The 17,441-nt window shown below is 63.3% G+C and carries 14 protein-coding genes; 13 read left to right on the plus strand and 1 reads right to left on the minus strand.

Annotated elements, in window-relative coordinates; all coding sequences use genetic code 11:
• Window positions 1-45: 45 nt before the first annotated feature.
• The 12 genes from AC07S4_RS01240 (at window position 46) to AC07S4_RS01295 (ending at window position 15,531) form a co-directional block, all read left to right on the plus strand.
• Window positions 46-708: a GntR family transcriptional regulator gene (locus AC07S4_RS01240; protein WP_494984867.1), complete on the plus strand. Its 663-nt coding sequence runs from the start codon at window positions 46-48 to the stop codon at window positions 706-708.
• Window positions 709-826: 118 nt separating this feature from the next.
• A complete protein-coding gene (locus tag AC07S4_RS01245; protein WP_494984868.1) occupies window positions 827-1,618 on the plus strand; it encodes an SDR family NAD(P)-dependent oxidoreductase in 792 nt (263 codons plus the stop codon).
• 389 nt (window positions 1,619-2,007) lie between these two features.
• On the plus strand, window positions 2,008-2,442 hold the full coding sequence (locus AC07S4_RS01250) for an Ohr family peroxiredoxin (RefSeq protein WP_494984869.1): 435 nt from the start codon (window positions 2,008-2,010) through the stop codon (window positions 2,440-2,442).
• 61 nt (window positions 2,443-2,503) lie between these two features.
• Entirely contained in the window at window positions 2,504-2,887 is a 384-nt protein-coding gene (locus AC07S4_RS01255) for a VOC family protein (protein ID WP_494984870.1), read from the plus strand.
• A 100-nt stretch (window positions 2,888-2,987) separates the two neighbouring features.
• Window positions 2,988-3,650: a response regulator transcription factor gene (locus AC07S4_RS01260; RefSeq protein WP_494984871.1), complete on the plus strand. Its 663-nt coding sequence runs from the start codon at window positions 2,988-2,990 to the stop codon at window positions 3,648-3,650.
• A gap of 96 nt (window positions 3,651-3,746) precedes the next feature.
• Window positions 3,747-4,127 (plus strand): response regulator transcription factor, encoded by a 381-nt coding sequence (locus AC07S4_RS01265; protein ID WP_494984872.1) that lies wholly within the window; start codon window positions 3,747-3,749, stop codon window positions 4,125-4,127.
• A 7-nt stretch (window positions 4,128-4,134) separates the two neighbouring features.
• Entirely contained in the window at window positions 4,135-9,675 is a 5,541-nt protein-coding gene (locus AC07S4_RS01270; RefSeq protein ID WP_494984873.1) for a trifunctional serine/threonine-protein kinase/ATP-binding protein/sensor histidine kinase, read from the plus strand.
• 181 nt (window positions 9,676-9,856) lie between these two features.
• A complete protein-coding gene (locus AC07S4_RS01275; protein ID WP_494984874.1) occupies window positions 9,857-11,173 on the plus strand; it encodes an epoxide hydrolase family protein in 1,317 nt (438 codons plus the stop codon).
• Window positions 11,174-11,241: 68 nt separating this feature from the next.
• Window positions 11,242-12,390, plus strand: a complete 1,149-nt coding sequence (locus AC07S4_RS01280; protein ID WP_494984875.1) for an epoxide hydrolase family protein — start codon at window positions 11,242-11,244, stop codon at window positions 12,388-12,390.
• 243 nt (window positions 12,391-12,633) lie between these two features.
• Window positions 12,634-13,668, plus strand: a complete 1,035-nt coding sequence (locus tag AC07S4_RS01285; RefSeq protein WP_494984876.1) for a sensor histidine kinase — start codon at window positions 12,634-12,636, stop codon at window positions 13,666-13,668.
• Window positions 13,665-14,417, plus strand: a complete 753-nt coding sequence (locus AC07S4_RS01290) for a LytR/AlgR family response regulator transcription factor (RefSeq protein WP_494984877.1) — start codon at window positions 13,665-13,667, stop codon at window positions 14,415-14,417. Before AC07S4_RS01285 ends, AC07S4_RS01290 begins: the two co-directional genes overlap by 4 nt.
• 61 nt (window positions 14,418-14,478) lie before the next feature.
• Window positions 14,479-15,531 carry a S41 family peptidase gene (locus AC07S4_RS01295; RefSeq protein ID WP_494984878.1) on the plus strand — a complete coding sequence of 351 codons (1,053 nt, stop codon included), beginning with the start codon at window positions 14,479-14,481 and terminating at the stop codon, window positions 15,529-15,531.
• A 152-nt stretch (window positions 15,532-15,683) separates the two neighbouring features.
• Here the strand turns inward: AC07S4_RS01295 and AC07S4_RS01300 are convergent, their stop codons facing one another.
• Window positions 15,684-16,103 carry a DUF3471 domain-containing protein gene (locus tag AC07S4_RS01300; protein WP_494984879.1) on the minus strand — a complete coding sequence of 140 codons (420 nt, stop codon included), beginning with the start codon at window positions 16,101-16,103 and terminating at the stop codon, window positions 15,684-15,686.
• A gap of 431 nt (window positions 16,104-16,534) precedes the next feature.
• On the opposite strand from AC07S4_RS01300, the gene AC07S4_RS01305 reads away from it, so the two are divergent.
• Window positions 16,535-17,335: a hypothetical protein gene (locus tag AC07S4_RS01305; protein ID WP_494984880.1), complete on the plus strand. Its 801-nt coding sequence runs from the start codon at window positions 16,535-16,537 to the stop codon at window positions 17,333-17,335.
• The last annotated feature ends 106 nt before the right edge of the window (window positions 17,336-17,441 follow it).

Genomic DNA, 17,441 nt, shown 5'->3' on the forward strand with positions numbered 1-17,441 from the left:
AATCGCTCCTATAATGAAGGCCTACATACAGGAAATTCCATTGCCATGAAGAACCGATCCACAGAATTGCGCGAAGCGCTGGAAGAAATGATCGCCGTCGGCACGCTCAGCCCGGGGCAGCACCTGGACGAGACCGAGCTGGCTGCCCGCTTCGAGGTGTCGCGCACGCCGATACGCGAAGCGCTGATACAGCTGGCGTCCATGGGGGTGGTGGTGATACGGCCGCGGCGCGGCGCCATCGTGGCCGACCTGGGGCCGCAGCAGCTGGTGGAGATGTTTGAGGTGATGTCCGAGCTGGAAGCGACCTGCGGCCGGCTCGCCGCGCGGCGCATGACGGTGGAGGAGCAGCAGGCGCTGCGGGCGGCGCACCAGGCTTGCAAGGAAGCGCTGGACTCGCAGGGGCCGGACGACTATTACTACCGGAACGAGGCCTTCCACGAGGCCATCTACGCGGGCAGCCACAACCAGTTTCTGATCGAGCAGGCGCGCAGCCTGTACCGGCGTTTGCGTCCCTACCGGCGCTTGCAGCTGCGGGTGCGCAACCGCCTGTCCAATTCCTACGCCGAACATGACGGCGTGGTGCAAGCCATCATCAGCGGCGACGGCGACAAAGCCGCCGAACTGCTGCGCGAGCACGTGATGATACAGGGCCAACGCTTCTCGGATTTGATGGCCTCGCTGCCGCAGCTGGGCAAGCAGGCGGCCTAAGCCAACTGGGAGAGGATGTGGGCGGGACTTCTTGCTAAAGTGAGATTGCAGCCGCGAGGCGGACGTCAGTGTAAGCCCATCCGCGCGGCACTTCGGCGATTAACTCAGGAGAATCGGCATGGACTTGCAGCTCAATGGCAAATTGGCACTGGTAAGTGGCAGCACGGCCGGCATCGGCTACGCGATCGCGCACACGCTGGCCCTAGAGGGCGCCAGCGTAATCGTCAACGGCAGATCGCAGGCGGGCGTGGACGAAGCGGTGGAAAGCATCCGCGCGGAGACGCAAGGCACGGTCCAAGGCTATGCCGGGGATCTCAGCCAGGCCGAGGCGGCGAATGACATCATTCGGCGTTTTCCCGGCATCAGCATCCTCGTCAACAACCTCGGCATCTTCGAGCCCAAGGCCTTTGAAGACATCCCCGACGAAGACTGGCAGCGCTTCTTTGACGTGAACGTGCTGAGCGGCGTGCGCCTTGCGCGCCTGGTGCTGCCGGAGATGAAGCGGGCGAACTGGGGGCGCATCATCTTCATTTCCAGCGAAAGCGGGATACAGATCCCCACCGAGATGATCCACTACGGCATGTCCAAGACCGCCCAAATCGCAGTGTCGCGCGGGCTGGCTGAGTCGGTGGCCGGCACCGGGATCACGGTCAACAGCATCCTTCCCGGCCCGACGAAATCGCGCGGCGTTGGCGACTTCGTGCAGGACATGGCAAAGGCCAGCGACAAGACCTTCGAGCAGGTCGAGGCGGAATTCTTCGAGCACGTGCGGCCGACCTCGCTGATCAAGCGCTTCGGCACGCCGCAGGAAGTGGCCTCGCTCGTGGCTTACGTGGCCAGCCCCCTCGCATCGGCAACCACCGGCGCGGCGCTTCGTGTCGACGGTGGTGTGGTCAAGAGCGCGTTCTGAGCAAGGCAGGGCGCTTCAAGGCAATCAGGCGGGGTAGCCATGCTGCGGCAAGGAGCAACAGTTGTCGCCGTCACGTTGCCGGTGGTCGCCGGCGCCCCCGATCGCCGTCGCCGACCCTTGCGGCCAGCGCATCGCTGGCTGCGGCATGCTGGCCGAAGGCGAGACCGAACGGCGTTCCCTCCCCACCGCGCGCGGCTCTGAGTCAAGGTTGGTTTGGCTTGCGGATTAGTTGGGCCCGGTAATATCGGAGTTTAGTTCAACGTCGATAAACATTAAGTGACCGGGTTCGCCGGCCGCAAATTTCCGCTTCAGTTCACCTGAGTCCAATAGTTTCCACCCCGGATTTTTGTCATCATTCCTTTCCATCGCGATATTCAAGGAGAGATGCCATGACCACCAAAATCCAGACTGTGCTGCTAACAGGTAAGGCTCAAACGACGCCAAGCGGCGCTGCCGAAAAAATTGATATGCACCTTACGGTGCCCGGCGGCGGCGCCCATGACATCGCATTCAAAGGGGTGCAGATGCATCCGACGGCCGAGCAACTGTTCGCCGGCGCCTGGTCCGCATGCTACAGCGGTGCGCTGGCGCTCGTCGCCAAGATCAGGAAAGTCAAGCTGCCGGGGGACCTCGCCGTCGATATCGAGGTGGACCTGGGGAAGAATGGCGACGCGTATCTGCTTCAGGCGCGCTTTGTGGTCTCCATGCCTGGTTTCGCCCTCGACGTTGCTGAGTCGATCGCCCACGCGGCACATGAGGTCTGTCCCTACTCGAAAGCAGTGCGGGGCAATATCGACGTTGCATTGCAGGTGCGGGTCGCGTGACCGGCGCCAGGGCCGCGCCATCATTCGATCTTTCACTCATTTTCATTCATCAGGAGTGCGTATGTTCAATCACGTCGTGGTCGGCACGAACGACCTCGAACAAGCCAGGCGTTTCTACGATGCGGTACTCGGCACCCTGGGGCAGGACAAGGGCCGGTTACGCAGCAAGGGAGACTACATCTATCTGTCGGGCGGCGCCGCTTTCATTGTTACGCGACCCATCGATGGCCGGCCGGCTTCACCCGCCAACGGCGGCACGATAGGCTTCGTGTGCCAGTCGAGCGCGCAAGTCGATCTGTGGCATGCGACCGGCATCGCCAACGGTGGCGAGCCGGTTGAGAGCCCGCCCGGCGTGCGGGGCGCCGATGGCGGCCCGTTATATGTCGCCTACATGCGCGACCCGGATGGCAACAAGCTCTGCGCGGTCTACCACCCGCCGCAGTGAGTGCGCAAGGCACCGAGCAGCCGGAAAGCGATGGCCAGTAGACAGCTTCACCCTGAGGTAGTATGGTATTTAATCTTGAAACACGATGAGGGGCGTTGTCATGGACATGGGGTCGCACGCCACCGTGGCGTCCAATCCGAGCGGCTATGTGGCCGTGGTGGACGACGACCAGACGTTCCGCGAATCGTTGGGGCGCCTGCTGCGCTCGGTCGGCCTGCATGCCGGAATGTTCGCCTCGATCGCCGACTTTGTTGACACTTCGCCGGTGGACGCTCCGACCTGCCTGGTCCTTGATGTGCGCATGCCGGGCCGCAGCGGCCTGGAATTCCAGCGCGATCTCAAGGCCGCCGGCGGCACCTTGCCGATCATCTTCATCACCGGCCATGGCGACATCCCCATGACGGTTCAGGCCATGAAGGCTGGCGCCATCGAATTTCTGACGAAGCCTTTCCGCGACCAGGATTTTCTGGACGCGGTCAACACCGGCCTGGCCCTGGACCGGGCGCGCCGCGACAACAATCAATACCTGCTGGCGCTCAGGCGGCGTTTCGAGACATTGACGCCACGCGAGCACGCCATCTTGCTGGAGGTGGTGCAGGGGCGCCTCAACAAGCAAATCGCCAGCGACATGGAGATCACCGAAACCACGGTGAAAGTTCACCGGAGCAACATGATGCACAAGATCGACGCGGGATCGCTGCCGGAACTGTGCCGCATGGTCGACCTGCTGGATCTCTTGCCGAAGCGCGCGCCGGGCGCCTGAAGCGCCTAAACCATGGTTTAGACGCGCAGGAGGCTATCTGCTGTATTCTCGGCAATAGAGACACGCGCGGCCGCGTGTACCGCGCCGGAGGCCGTTTTGCCCGAGTCCCCCCTCATATGCATCGTCGATGACGAACGTTCCTTTCGCAGCTCCATGCGCAGGCTGCTCGTCTCGCATGGCTTTTCCGTTGCGGAGTTTGCATCCGCTCCGCAATTTCTCGCCCATGCGCTGATGCCGGCCGCCGCCTGTCTGGTGGCCGATATCCATATGCCCGTGATGACCGGCGTCGAGCTGTTCCGGCACCTGGTCGCCACCGGCCATTCCATACCGACCATCCTGATCACCGCCTATCCAGAGGAAGCCGTGCGGCGGGACATGCTCAAGCTAGGCGCGCGCTGCTACCTGCCGAAGCCGCTCGACGAGCTGGTGCTGATCGGGTGCCTGCGCCGCGCCCTGGCGCCCGTCGAGGCACGGTGAGGTGAGCATGGATGCGCTGGCCGGCAGTGGCGAGGACACGGTTCGGGAAGCGCTGTCGGAGGACGCGGGGCTGGTCTTTTGCCGGCTGCGCCAAGGCACGGCCGAGCGTTACGCCTTCATGCCGGCGCGCTCCGGCGATGGCGCGGCGACGCTGCAGGGCGAACGCCGCCTGGAGCGGGAATATGCGCTGAGAGACTCGCTGGACCCCGCGTGGGCATTGCGCCCGGTCGAACTGGTGCGGCGCCATGGCAACACCCTGCTGTTCGTCGAGTTTCCCGGCGGGTTGCGGCTGGACCGGCTGATCTCGGCGGGCCTCGATATGGGCCGTTTCCTGCGGCTGGCCACGGCGATGGCGGCCGGGCTGGGCCAGCTGCACAGCCGCGGCCTCATCCATAAAGACATCAAGCCCGCGAACGTGATGGCGGATCCGGAAACGGCTGCCATCTGGTACACCGGCTTCGGTATCGCGTCGCGCCTGTCACGCGAGCGCCACGCGCCCGGACCGCCCGAACTCATCGCCGGAACCCTGGCCTACATGGCCCCGGAACAGACGGGGCGGGTGAACCGCTCCATGGATTCGCGCAGCGACCTGTATTCCCTTGGCGTGACCTTTTACGAGATGTTGACCGGCGTCTTGCCGTTTTCGGCGTCCGATCCGATGGAGTGGGTCCATTGCCATGTGGCGCGGCAGCCCTTGACGCCCGTCGAGCGCAATGCCGCTGTGCCGCAGGCGGTGTCCGCCATTGCCATGAAACTGCTGGCGAAGACGGTGGAGGAACGCTACCAGACCGCGAAGGGCGTGGAGGCCGATTTGCGGCGCTGCCAGCGGGAATGGGACGCGGACGGCCGCATCGCGTCGTTCGCGCTGGGCCAGTCCGATACCCCGGACCGGCTGATGATGCCGGAAAAGCTGTACGGCCGCGACCGCGAAATCGCCACCCTGCTAACCGCGTTCGACCGGATCGTCGCCGGCGGCAGGACCGAGCTGGTGCTGGTCTCCGGCTACTCGGGCATCGGCAAGTCGGCCGTCGTCAACGAGCTGCACAAGCCGCTGGTGCCGCCGCGCGGCCTGTTCGCGGCGGGGAAGTTCGATCAGTTCAAGCGTGACATTCCCTACGCCACCCTGGCGCAGGCGTTTCAAAGCCTGATACGGCCCCTGTTAAGCTCGAACGAGGCGTCCTTGCTGGCCTGGCGCCACACCCTGCAATCGGCGCTGGATCCGAACGGGCAGCTGATTGTCGATCTCGTGCCCGAACTGCGGCATATCATCGGCGACCAGCCCGCCGTGCCGGAACTGCCGCCGAAGGAAGCCCAGCGGCGCTTCCAGCTGGTGTTCCGGCGCTTCATCGCCGCGTTCGCCCGGCCGGAACATCCGCTGGCGCTGTTTCTCGACGATCTGCAATGGCTCGATAGCGCGACGCTCGACCTGCTGGAGGATCTGCTGACCAGCACCGATCTGCGGCATCTGCTGCTGATCGGCGCCTACCGCGATAACGAGGTGCAGGCGGCGCACCCGCTGCTGCGCAAGCTCGACGCCATCCGCCGCACCGGCGCGCCGGTGCACGACATCGTCCTGGCGCCGCTGCGGCGCGCCGACCTCGGTGAGTTGCTGACCGATACGGTGCGGTGCGAACCGGCGCGCGCGGCGCCGCTGGCCGCGCTGATCCACGACAAAACCACCGGCAATCCGTTCTTCGCCATCCAGTTCATCGGGGCGCTGGCCGACGAGCGCTTGCTGGGCTTTGACTACGCCGCCGGGCGCTGGGAGTGGGACCTGGAGCGCATCCTCGCCAAGAACTTCACCGACAATGTCGTCGAGTTGATGGTCGCCAAGCTCAGCCGCCTGCATCCGGCAACCCAGCAGGCGCTGCGCCAGTTCGCCTGCATGGGCAATACGTCGAGCTTCGACATGCTCGGCATGGCCTATCAGGGCGGGACCGTTGAGGACATGCATCGCCACCTTGGCGAGGCGGTGCGGTCGGGGCTGGTGTTCCGTGCCGAGGATAGCTACCGGTTCTTGCATGATCGGGTGCAGGAGGCGTCGTACTCGCAGATCGCGCCTGCCGAACGCGCGGGGACGCACCTGCGCATCGGCCTGCTGCTGGCCAGCCACACGCCCCCCGCGCAGCGCGAGGAAGCCATCTTTGAAATCGTGAACCAGCTGAACCGCGGCGCGCACCTGCTGACGGCGGACGATGAAATCCTCCAGGTCGCGCAGCTCAACCTGGTCGCCGGCCGGCGGGCCAAGAACGCAACCGCCTATGACGCGGCGCTCAAGTACCTGCGCGCCGGCAGCACGCTGTTGCCTCCGGCGGCCTGGACGGGCGCCTATGCGCTGGCCTTTTCCCTGGAATTCCTGATCGCCGAGTGCGAGCTGATGACGATGGACATGGCCGCCGCCGAAGGGCGGCTGGCGCAATTGGTGCTGCGCGCCGCCAACCGGCACGATGCCTGCATGGTGACGCGCCTGCGCCTGACGCTCTACACGGCAATGGACCAAAGCGATCGCGGCGTGGACGTGTTTCTCGACTGGCTGCGCCAGGACGGCACGCAGTGGTCCAGGCATCCGACCCGGGCCGACGCGATGCGCGAGTACGAGCGCATCTGGACCCTGCTGGGCGGGCGCACCATCGAGGAACTGGTGGACCTGCCCTTGGCGGACGACATCGACTACATCGACACGATGGATGTGTTCACCGAAATCGTGACACCGGCCCTGTTCTACGATGAGCATCTGTTTTCGCTGACCTTATGCCGCATGGTCAATCTCAGCCTGGAGCACGGCAATTGCGATGGCTCCTGTTTCGGCTATGCGTGGTTCGCGATGGCGGCGGGACCGCAGTTCGATAACTACGTCGACGGCTACCGCTTCGGCCAGCTCGGTTTCGACCTCGTGGAGCGGCGCGGCCTGACGCGCTACCAGGCGCGCATGTACATCACGTTCAGCAACGCCGTGGTGCCCTGGGTCAGGCATGTCGCCAGCGAGCGTGATTTGCTGCAGCGTGCCTTCGACCTGGCCTACCGCGCGGGCGACCTCACGTTCGCGGCCTATCGCGGGGAACAGATCGTCGCCAACTACCTTATCGCGGGCGACTACCCGTTGGCCGAGCTGCAGCAGGAGGCCGAGCACGGCCTGGCCTTCGGGCAGCGTGTGGGTTTCGGCTATGTCATTCACAACTGCAATTCGCAACTGGGCCTGATCCGCACGCTGCGGGAAGGCGGCGCCGGTTTCGGCCGGCTGGACACGGATTTGTATGCGGAGGCGGAGGCGGAGGGCGCCCTGGCCAGCAACCCGGTGCTGTCACTGGCCGAATTCTGCTATTGGACGCGCAAGCTGCAGGCGCGCTTTTTCGCCGGCGATTTCGCGTCGGCCGCCGCCGCCGCGGTGCGCGCGCAAAGCCTGCTATGGACCGCACCCGGCCAGATCGTGACGGCGGATTTCCGCTTCTATGCGGCACTGGCCCACGCCGCCCACTGGCATGGCGCCAGCGCGCGGCAGCGCCCCGGGGTCATGGCCACGCTGGCGGCGCATCAGCGCCAACTCGCGGTGTGGGCGATGCATTGCCCGGCCAATTTTGCCGAACGGGCGGCGCTGGTCGACGCCGAAACGGCCCGCATCGAAGCGCGGCCGCTCGATGCCCAAGCGCTCTACGAGGAGGCGATACGCCTGGCGCATGACAATGGCTCGGTGCACAACGAGGCGCTATCGAACGAGCTGGCCGGGCGCTTCTATCTGGAGCGTGGCTTCGAGAAAATTGCCCGCGCCTATCTGCGCGACGCCTGTTTATACTACGTCCGCTGGGGCGCGGAGGGCAAGGCGCGGCAGCTCGCGCTCGGCTTCCCCGGCCTGGGACTGGACCAACCGCTTGCCGAGTGCGCCGCGACGATCAACGCGCCGGTCGAGCATCTCGACCTGGCCACGGTGTTGCGGATCTCGGAAGCCGTCTCCGGTGAAATTGTGCTGGAAAAACTGATCGATACACTGATGCGCACGGCGGTCGAACACGCGGGCGCCGAGCGGGGCCTGCTCATCCTGCCTTGCGGCGAGGACTACCGGATCGAGGCCGAAGTGGTCACCAGCGGCGAGCGGGTGCAGGTCAGGCTGAGGCAGTCCGGCATGAGCCCGGCCGACTTGCCGCAATCGGTATTCCGCTACGCCTTGCGCACCCGGGACAGCGTGCTTCTGCACGACGCCATGGGCGCGAGCGCCTTCTCGGGCGACGACTATGTGCGCCAGCACCGGGCCCGGTCCGTGCTCTGCGTGCCCATCCTCAAGCAATCGCGCCTGCTGGGCATGCTTTATCTCGAGAACAATCTGACTCCGCACGCGTTTACGCCGGCGCGCATGGCGATTCTGAAACTGCTGGCCTCCGAAGCCGCGATTTCGATGGAGAATGCCCGCCTCTATCGGGATCTCGCCGAGCGGGAGGCCCGGATACGCCGGCTGGTGGACGCCAACATCATCGGTATCGTCATCAGCGATGTCGAGGGCCGCATACTCGAGGCCAACGATGCCTTCCTGCGCATCGTCGGCTACGACCGTGACGGGTTTGTGTCGCAGGGAGTGTGCTGGCCCAAGATCACCCCGCCGGAATGGCTGGACCTGGACCAGGAGTTCCGGGTGCCCGAGCTGCGCTTGACGGGCAGGCTGCAGCCGTTTGAAAAGGAGCTGTTCCGAAGGGACGGCAGCCGCGTGCCGGTGCTGGTCGGGGTGGCCAACTTCGAAGGCGGCAACGGGCAGGGCGTCGCCTTCGTGCTCGACCTGAGCGAGCGCAAGCGCGACGCGGAAGCGCTGCGCACGCTGCAGATGGATCTGGCCTATGCCAACCGGCTCGCCACGATGGGACAGCTGACCGCCTCGATCGCGCACGAGGTCAACCAGCCCATCGGCGCGATGCGCAACAACGCGCACGCGGCGCTGCGCTTCCTGGCGGCCCATCCGCCCGCGCTGGCCGACGTGGGCGAAGCGCTGGCCTGCGTGGTCGACGACACCTACCGCGCGCACGACATCCTCAAGGGCATCCGCGACCAGGTGCGCAGGGTGCCGCCGCGCCAGGACCGGGTCGATCTCAACGGCGCCATCCTGAATGTGATCGCGCTGGTCAAGGGTGAGCTGTCCAAGCAGGGCATCATGTTGCAGACCCAGCTCACGGAGGGCCTGGCGCCCGCGTGCGGCGACCGCGTCCAGTTGCAGCAAGTGGTGCTCAACCTTATTGTCAACGCCATCGAAGCCATGGCCGAAGGCGAGGCGAAGGGGCGCACGCTGTTGGTCCACTCGTCCGCGGACGCCGCCGGCGGCGTGTTGGTATCGATCCGCGACAGCGGCCCCGGCATCCCGCCCGACCACCACGAACAGGTGTTCGATTCGTTTTACACGACCAAGCCTGGCGGCGTGGGGATAGGCCTGTCCATTTGCCGCTCCATCGTCGATGCCCATGGCGGCAGTTTGCGGGTGGATCCGGCCTGGTCACCAGGCTGCGGCGTCGACTTCACCCTGCCTGGCGCCCCTGAACTAAATCCTGCCCCCGCGTCCATAGTGCCGGTATGACTGGACGGCGGTTTAGCCGCGCCGGTATTTCGCTTAGCGCCTCGCCGCGATTTGCTGGCCTGGCCAGCTTCATCCCATCCATGGCGCAATGCAAACCAACGCCGTATTCCGCCATCCTTGCTCAGGGCTGCGAACATTTGTAGTCGCACCCGAACGCAGGGACGCCTGCAAGGAGTTCTCCATGGAACAAATACCCGATATCGGTCGCCGTCTTGTTTGCAAGGCGGCCGCCACCGGCGCAGCGAGCATGCTCGGTGTCCTCAGTTTTTCAGAAAGGGCTTATGCCATGACACAAAATACTCAAACGAACGGCAGCGACGGGGTCGCTATTCGCCCCTTCCACATCAAGGTCCCCGAAGCGGAGTTGCGCGATCTGCGCGCCCGCATCAAGGCGACCCGGTTCCCGGAAAAGGAAACCGTTCCCGATACCACCCAAGGGGTGCAGCTGGCCACGGTCAAGGCCATCGCGGAGTACTGGGCGACCAGCTACGACTGGCGCAAGGTCGAGGCCAGGCTCAACGCGCTGCCGCAGTTCATTACCGAGATCGACGGGCTGGACATCCACTTCATCCATGTGCGCTCCAAGCACGCCGATGCCCTGCCTATGATCGTGACCCACGGCTGGCCCGGCTCGGTCATCGAGCAGATGAAGATCATCGATCCCCTGACCAACCCCACGGCGCATGGCGGTAGCGCGGCGGACGCCTTCCATCTGGTGATCCCGTCGATTCCCGGTTACGGCTATTCCGGTAAACCCAGCGCCGCCGGCTGGGATACGCCGCGCATCGCGCGCGCCTGGAGCGTGCTGATGAGGCGCCTGGGCTACACCAAATACGTGGCGCAGGGCGGGGACTGGGGCGCGGTCATCACTGAGCAGATGGCGGTGCAAGCGCCTCCCGAGCTGCTGGGCATCCACACCAATATGCCTGGCGCGATCCCCAACGATATCCACGCCATGGCGTTCAGCGGGGCGCCGGCGCCGGCAGGGCTGTCCGCCGACGAGAAGGCGTGCTACCAGGAACTGCTGTTTGTGTTTTCCAAGGGCATCGGCTATGCGTTCCAGATGGGATTGCGTCCGCAGACACTGTACGGCCTGGCCGATTCCCCGATGGCCCTGGCCAGCTATCTGCTGGACCATGACGTGCGCAGCCAGAAGCTGATCGCCGGTGCCTTCTTCGGCCAGCCGAGCGGCATCTCGCGTGACGACTTCCTCGACAACATCACCCTGACCTGGTTGACCAATACGGGTGTGTCGTCGGGACGCCTGTACTGGGAAAACAAGCTGGGCTTCTTCAATGTCAAGGACATCAAGATTCCGGTCGCCGTGAGCGTGTTCCCGGATGAACTCTACCCGGCGCCGCGCAGCTGGTCGGAGCGCGCATTTCCAAAGCTGATCCATTACAACCGCGTCGACCGGGGCGGTCACTTCGCGGCATGGGAGCAGCCGGCGCTCTTCACGCAGGAGGTGCGCGCCGGCTTCAAGTCGTTGCGCGGCTAACCCAGCGGCGCCACGGCGCCATGGCTGCGGCACGCTCCATGGCGCCCCGCCAGCGGAGGAGGTGAGACATGAAAAAGTTTTACGTGGATGTGCCCGATGCCACGCTGGCCGACCTGCGGGCGCGCCTGCGGCTGACGCGCTGGGCCGACGATTTCTCCAATCAGCAATGGCAGTACGGGAGCACGACAGCCTATCTGCGCGAACTGGTCGCCTACTGGATCGATGGCTATGACTGGCGCAAGCAGGAAGCAGCGATGAACCGGTATCCGCAATTCCGCACCGATATCGACGGCGTCCCGATCCACTTCATGCATGTGCGGGGAAAGGGGCCGCATCCGAAACCGCTCATTCTGACGCACGGCTGGCCCTGGACGTTCTGGGAATACCGCAAGGTCATCGACGCCCTGGCCGATCCAACCGCGCATGGCGGCGACGCGGCCGATAGTTTTGATGTCGTGATTCCATCCCTGCCGGGTTATGGGTTTTCCGCGCCGTTGCGCAAGCCGGGCGTCAATTTCTGGCGCACTTCCGGGCTGTGGGTCGAACTGATGCAGCGGCTGGGTTATGTCCGCTTCGCCGCGCACGGCGCCGACTGGGGGGCGCTGGTCACCGCGGACCTCGGCCACCGCTATCCCGAGCGCATGCTGGGGATCCATCTCGCCATGATGCTGCCGCTCGACCTGTTCAGCGGCGGTCTGCCGACGCCCCAGGATTATGACCCTGGCGAGGCGCCATTGGCCGAGCGCCTGAGGCAATTCTTCGCAACCGACTCTGCTTACTCCGCGCTGCAATGCTCCAAGCCCCAGACGATCGCCCTGGCGCTGAACGACACGCCTGTCGGACTCGCTTCATGGATCGTCGAAAAGCTGCGCGGCTGGAGCGACTGCCACGGCGACGTTGAAACGCGTTTCAGCAAGGACGACATCCTCACCATCATCATGATCTACTGGGTCACGCAGAGTTACGGCACCTCGGCGCGGTATTACTATGAGGCGGCCCACCATCCCTGGACACCCGCGCATTCCCGAATCCCGGTCGTCGAGACGCGCGTCGGGGTATCCATCTTCCCGGAAGAGGTATGCACCGCGCCGCGCCGTTGGGCGGAGCGCTACTACAATCTTCAGCAATGGCGCCACCACCCCAGCGGCGGCCATTACGCGGCATGGGAGGAGCCGCAAGCGATCATCGCCGATTTGCGCGATTTCTTCCGGACCTAGCCGCGACCGGGCGCTTGTGCAAGCAGTTCCAAGCGAAGACTGCCCCTCCGTGGTCCACTACCGCAAGCGCCGACCGACTTGCCGCAAGCTATGCACGGGTCGCCGCAATTGACTCGACCACTGCCAGGCCATCACTTAAGGTGGTGACTTCCGTATCCCTGGACCTTCCATGCTTGTATTGCTTGCTATTCGTTGGGTGATTGAAACGCTAGAATTGCGGGATTGCATTTCTGGAAACTCCGCGTGAAAGTCGAAACCCCTCTGCTCGTTCCCGTGCTGGCCGCGTTGCCGGTGTCAGCCTGCATGGTCATCCTGGGCCTGCCCGCCGCCAGTGATCACTATATCGTCGCCTTTCGCACGCTGTTCCTGGTCGCCTGCCTGCTATGGCTTATTCCGCTGACGCTGCTTCAGCGGGCCATGTGGCGCCGCGATTGGTCTTGGCTGCGCATGGGATCGATACTGCTGGTGATCACCTATGCCATGGCGATTACGAACGCCTTCCTGGGACAGAGCTTCGGGATCGCGATTGGACGGGAGACGGGCTACCAATGGGCATACCTGGCACGGGGCCTGGATAGCTGCTGGCTGGCGCTGGTCGCGTTTTGTGCGGTCCACGCGGTGGCGGCCTATTATGTGTCGCTGCAGCAGGCGCAATTGCATCTGGCCCAGGCGCAAGGCGCCGCGCGCGATGCCGAGTTGCGCGCGCTGCGCCTGCAGGTCAATCCGCACTTCCTCTTCAACTCCCTGAACGCGGTGTCCGCGCTGGTGTCGGCCCAGTCCAACCGGGAGGCCAACCGCATGCTGGCGTCGCTGGCCGACTTTCTGCGCGCCACCCTGGCGCACGATGGCCGCCACGAGCATGCGCTGGCCGATGAACTGGCCTTGCTCGACGCCTACCTGGCCATCGAAAAGGCGCGGCTCGGCGAACGCCTGCGCCTGACGATGAAGGTCGGCCCCGACCTGCTGGACAGCGTCGTGCCTTACCTGATCCTGCAGCCGCTGGTGGAGAACGCGATCCGTCACGGCATCGCACCGCTGGCCAGTCCCGGCCTGGTCGACATTCTGGTCGAACGCGACGGCGAGCGTCTTGTCATCGACGTGCGGAACGACGGTCAGCGGCGGCCGCATGTGGGGAGCGGCATCGGCCTGTCCAACGTCCGGGAACGCCTGCGCCGCTTGTACGGCACGGATCAGCAGGTGGACGCGGGATGGGGCGCGGACGGGCGCTTCCACGTGCGCCTTGCGCTGCCACGGCGCGGCATGGAGGCGTCGGCATGACGATGCGGGTGGTGATTGTCGACGACGAGCCGCTGGCGCGGCTGGCGGTCAAAGTCAGGCTGGCGCGCCACGCCGGCTTCGCGCTGGTGGGCGAATTCGGTGACGGCGCCAGCGCTTACCAAGGGATCGTGACGCTGCAGCCTGACTTGGTTTTTGTCGATGTCGAAATGCCGGGACAGAGCGGCCTGGAGGTGCTGTCCGCATTGCCGCCGGCGCAGCGGCCGATGGCGATCCTGCTTACGGCTTACGACAGCTTCGCCGTGCAAGCCTTCGAACTTGCCGCAATCGATTACCTGCTCAAGCCCGTGGATGACGACCGCTTCGACGAAGCCCTCGACCGCGCGCAGCAGGCGTTCCCGTACCGAGGACGGGGGCGTGCCGCCGTGGCGTTGGCGCCGCAGGCGCGCACGTTCAGCGTGCGAGTCGGATTGCGCACCGTGCTGGTGCCGGTGGCCGAGGTCGAACGCATCGAGGCGGACGGTGACTACGCCACCCTGCATGCCAATGGCAAGACGTGGCTGGTGCGCGAACGCCTGCACAACCTGGCCATGCAGCTTGATCCTGGCCAGTTCCACCGCGTGCACCGTTCGTCCATCGTGCGGCTGGACATGATCGCCGAACTGCGCTCACTCACCAACCGTGACGCACTGCTGCGCTTACGCGATGGCAGTGTGCTGCGCGCCAGCCGCACCTATATGCCTGCCCTGGCGGCAGCACTGCAACAGCTCGAAGCAAGATCCGATTCGTAGTCCAACCTGGAGAGAATGTATGTTAGGTAGAAAGAAGATTGTTGCAGGCTTGGTGTTGAGCATGCTGTTGTCGATTCCCGCCTTGGCGGCCGAGGCCGCCCCGCTGAAGGAGGCCGACCGCGCCGCGATTGTGCAGACCTTGGTAGCGAAAATTAACGCGAATTATATCGATCCAGATGTAGCCGAACGGGTAGGCCGTGCGCTTGCAAGCAAACATGCCAAGGGAGGCTATGCGTCCGCCGCCAGCGCGCAAGCGCTCAGTGAGGCGTTGGCGAAGGATATGCGCGAATTCAGCGGCGACAAACATTTCGGCGCCAGGGTCTCCGAAGGTTTTAGTGAGTCCAGTGGCAGCTCCGACTTGCCCAGCCGCGCCCAGATTGAAGAATGGCGCGACGCGAGCGCACGGCGGGGATATGAGATCCAGAAAATCGAACGTCTTCCCGGCAACGTCGGCTACATCGAGCTGCGCGGCTTCGGCGGACTGGAGTTTGTCGGCCAAGCCTATACGGCGGCGATGCAGCTCATGGCCGGGACGGATGCGTTGATCCTCGACTTGCGCCGCAACGGCGGCGGGAGCCCGGCCAGCGTGGCCTATTTGATGAGCCACTTCTTCCCGTTCGGCGACCAGCGGCACCTGATTGACATCTACAGTCGCCCGGACAATACGACGCAGCAGTACTGGACGGTCCCGACCATCGCACCGCGTTACGACAAGCCAGTGTATGTGTTGACCTCGGCGCGCACGTTTTCCGGCGGGGAGGATTTTGCGTATGGCATCCAGGCGCAAAAGCGCGGGACGCTGATCGGCGAGACCACCGGCGGAGGCTCAAATCCTGTGCGCTGGTACGGTGTAGGGAACGACATCACTGTTGCGATCCCGACCGCGCGCACGACCAACTTCGTCACCAAAACCAACTGGGAACACGTAGGCGTGAAACCGGACGTCGCCGTACCTGCGGCGCAGGCGCTGCAAACGGCGCATGCCGCCATCCTGCGCAACTTGGTTTCATCCGCAAAGGACGATAAAGACCGCACGGAACTGCAGCGCCTGCTCGCTATGGTGGAGAAGGGCGAAACCGAGCCGCCAGTCTATACTCTCAGGGGCGGGCGTTAATCGATTGGCCTTATCCTCCTCTGAGTCCTCTTGGAGCCGACGCGACACTCCTCTTGCCTAAGCAGTTTAGTGTTGCGTCGACCGGTTGAATCCGTAGCCAACAGCGGACCTTCTAAATGCGTGAGCGGTAGCCCAGTAAGACTTGGAAGGCATTAATTAATTCGAGATAGGGGCACTCCACTTGGACTCGACACATTCTTCGGTTCAAGGGAAGAGCGTTTGCGTAGGTCTGAAGCAGGAGCTTCGTAACCAGGCTGGGTTGTGCCGGAGTTATCAATCACGCGTACTGCTGGTACAGTCCCGTTGGGATACTGAACGAATTCAAGCCGTTTTTCCCCAAATTTAGCCACGAATACTGCGGAGCCAACTTCCACAACCTCCGCTTCAGGCTGGTTGTCCAATTGCATAATAAGCCGTTGCCCGCGTTGCGTGATAGTCAGCACTCGGCCGTCTACCAAGTCGTATTTGCCTTGAAAATCTTGTAAGCCGGTAGTGGGAATTTTCCGGTCCGAAGCGGCTGCGACGGTTAGCGTGCAGCAGCCCAATATCGCTGCAAAAAATTTAGTACGCATGTTATACCCTCTGTAAGTGTCGCCATCTTCTACGCGATGGCAATTCGCTTATTTTAGAGCTACGGCATTGGCATTCGGCGGGGTATCCGACGAACGTCGCTTTATCTGGCATGAGTGGCAGCTACGTGGTGGCGAATGAAATCAACAGGGGATTTTTAGTGCCTTGCCTCACCGGCGTGCGTGCATGGCTGTCGTTTGGGCTTAGCTTTTAAGAGACAGCGGCCGTCGCTGATTAGGTGGGGTGTGTTCAGCAGGGTGTGACATTACGTGACTTTTCCTTGTAGGCAACATGCTTTCCTGAACGCCAACGCCAACGCCAACGCCAACGCCAACGCCTGGGTCCGGCCACAAGCAGTCGGTCACCAAAAGTACGCCAATAGAGAGGCCCTCGGAGGGCAAGCCAATAGCAGCATGCTAAGATAGAAATCGATATGAAATTATTCCAATCAATTCTTGTACCGTTGCTGGCGTTTTCAGCGATTAATTCCTTCGCTGCCCCTGCAAATAAAACCGCTGTGCTTGAGGATCCCTTCTATAAAAAGGGCATTGTATTTCGTGATGCAGGGGCGTACCAAAAAGCCTTTGACACTTGGTACCCGTTCGTCGAATACCTTGACGATGCGCCTATTCAATTGGCCTTGGCTGATTTGTTGTTGAGACCAAATGCGAAACCATTAAGATCGCCAATAAGTAGAGAGGTACTGGCCACTCAGCTAATTTTGCGAGCGGCGCTTAAAGCAGACTCGTCTGCGTTTCAGCTAGTCGTCAGCGCGAGCCATGCAGGTACGCATGGCTTTGTCCCTGATACTGGGTCATCGGACTGCTGGAAAGCTGCCGCCTCGGGTCGCAGCGATCCGTTCGAATGCCTTTCGGTGACATCGTTGCGGCGTCTCGAGGCAATGCCCACCTGCGGCCATATGGTCGCAATCAAGACGCGCAAGTCGTATGCGATTGACGGCGAAGCTGTCGCCAAGATGTGCATCAAGCATGGACGGTATGCATTGATGATTCCTGGTCTACTTCCAGAAAACGTCATTCGAGCTAACGAGGGTACGTATGCAAAATACGGGATTGAACAAATCCTTACTGGAGACGCGCCGGCCGAGGGCGAAATCGAGTTCCAGCAGAGCTTCAATGAAACGATGGAGCGAACCCTCATGCAAACGCATGGCACGGGCATAGGTAAACAGATTGACGAAGAAATCAAGCGCAAGCTGAGTAAGAAAAAGTGAGGCATATGTCCATGAATCGCCCGAGCGTCGATCAACTTCCAGGACTTTGGGAGCACGATGGATCTCTTCGGGATGTCTATCTCGCTGCGTCGACTTCGACGGATGG

Source organism: Pseudoduganella sp. GW821-FHT05F09 (genome assembly GCF_059419605.1).

Bases quoted from the DNA above. Each gene is read 5' to 3' on its own strand.
- AC07S4_RS01240 (WP_494984867.1), top strand. From the start codon at position 46: ATGAAGAACCGATCCACAGAATTGCGCGAAGCGCTGGAAGAAATGATC.
- AC07S4_RS01245 (WP_494984868.1), top strand. From the start codon at position 827: ATGGACTTGCAGCTCAATGGCAAATTGGCACTGGTAAGTGGCAGCACG.
- AC07S4_RS01250 (WP_494984869.1), top strand. From the start codon at position 2,008: ATGACCACCAAAATCCAGACTGTGCTGCTAACAGGTAAGGCTCAAACG.
- AC07S4_RS01255 (WP_494984870.1), top strand. From the start codon at position 2,504: ATGTTCAATCACGTCGTGGTCGGCACGAACGACCTCGAACAAGCCAGG.
- AC07S4_RS01260 (WP_494984871.1), top strand. From the start codon at position 2,988: ATGGACATGGGGTCGCACGCCACCGTGGCGTCCAATCCGAGCGGCTAT.
- AC07S4_RS01270 (WP_494984873.1), top strand. From the start codon at position 4,135: ATGGATGCGCTGGCCGGCAGTGGCGAGGACACGGTTCGGGAAGCGCTG.
- AC07S4_RS01275 (WP_494984874.1), top strand. From the start codon at position 9,857: ATGGAACAAATACCCGATATCGGTCGCCGTCTTGTTTGCAAGGCGGCC.
- AC07S4_RS01280 (WP_494984875.1), top strand. From the start codon at position 11,242: ATGAAAAAGTTTTACGTGGATGTGCCCGATGCCACGCTGGCCGACCTG.
- AC07S4_RS01290 (WP_494984877.1), top strand. From the start codon at position 13,665: ATGACGATGCGGGTGGTGATTGTCGACGACGAGCCGCTGGCGCGGCTG.
- AC07S4_RS01295 (WP_494984878.1), top strand. From the start codon at position 14,479: ATGCTGTTGTCGATTCCCGCCTTGGCGGCCGAGGCCGCCCCGCTGAAG.
- AC07S4_RS01300 (WP_494984879.1), bottom strand. From the start codon at position 16,103: ATGCGTACTAAATTTTTTGCAGCGATATTGGGCTGCTGCACGCTAACC.
- AC07S4_RS01305 (WP_494984880.1), top strand. From the start codon at position 16,535: ATGAAATTATTCCAATCAATTCTTGTACCGTTGCTGGCGTTTTCAGCG.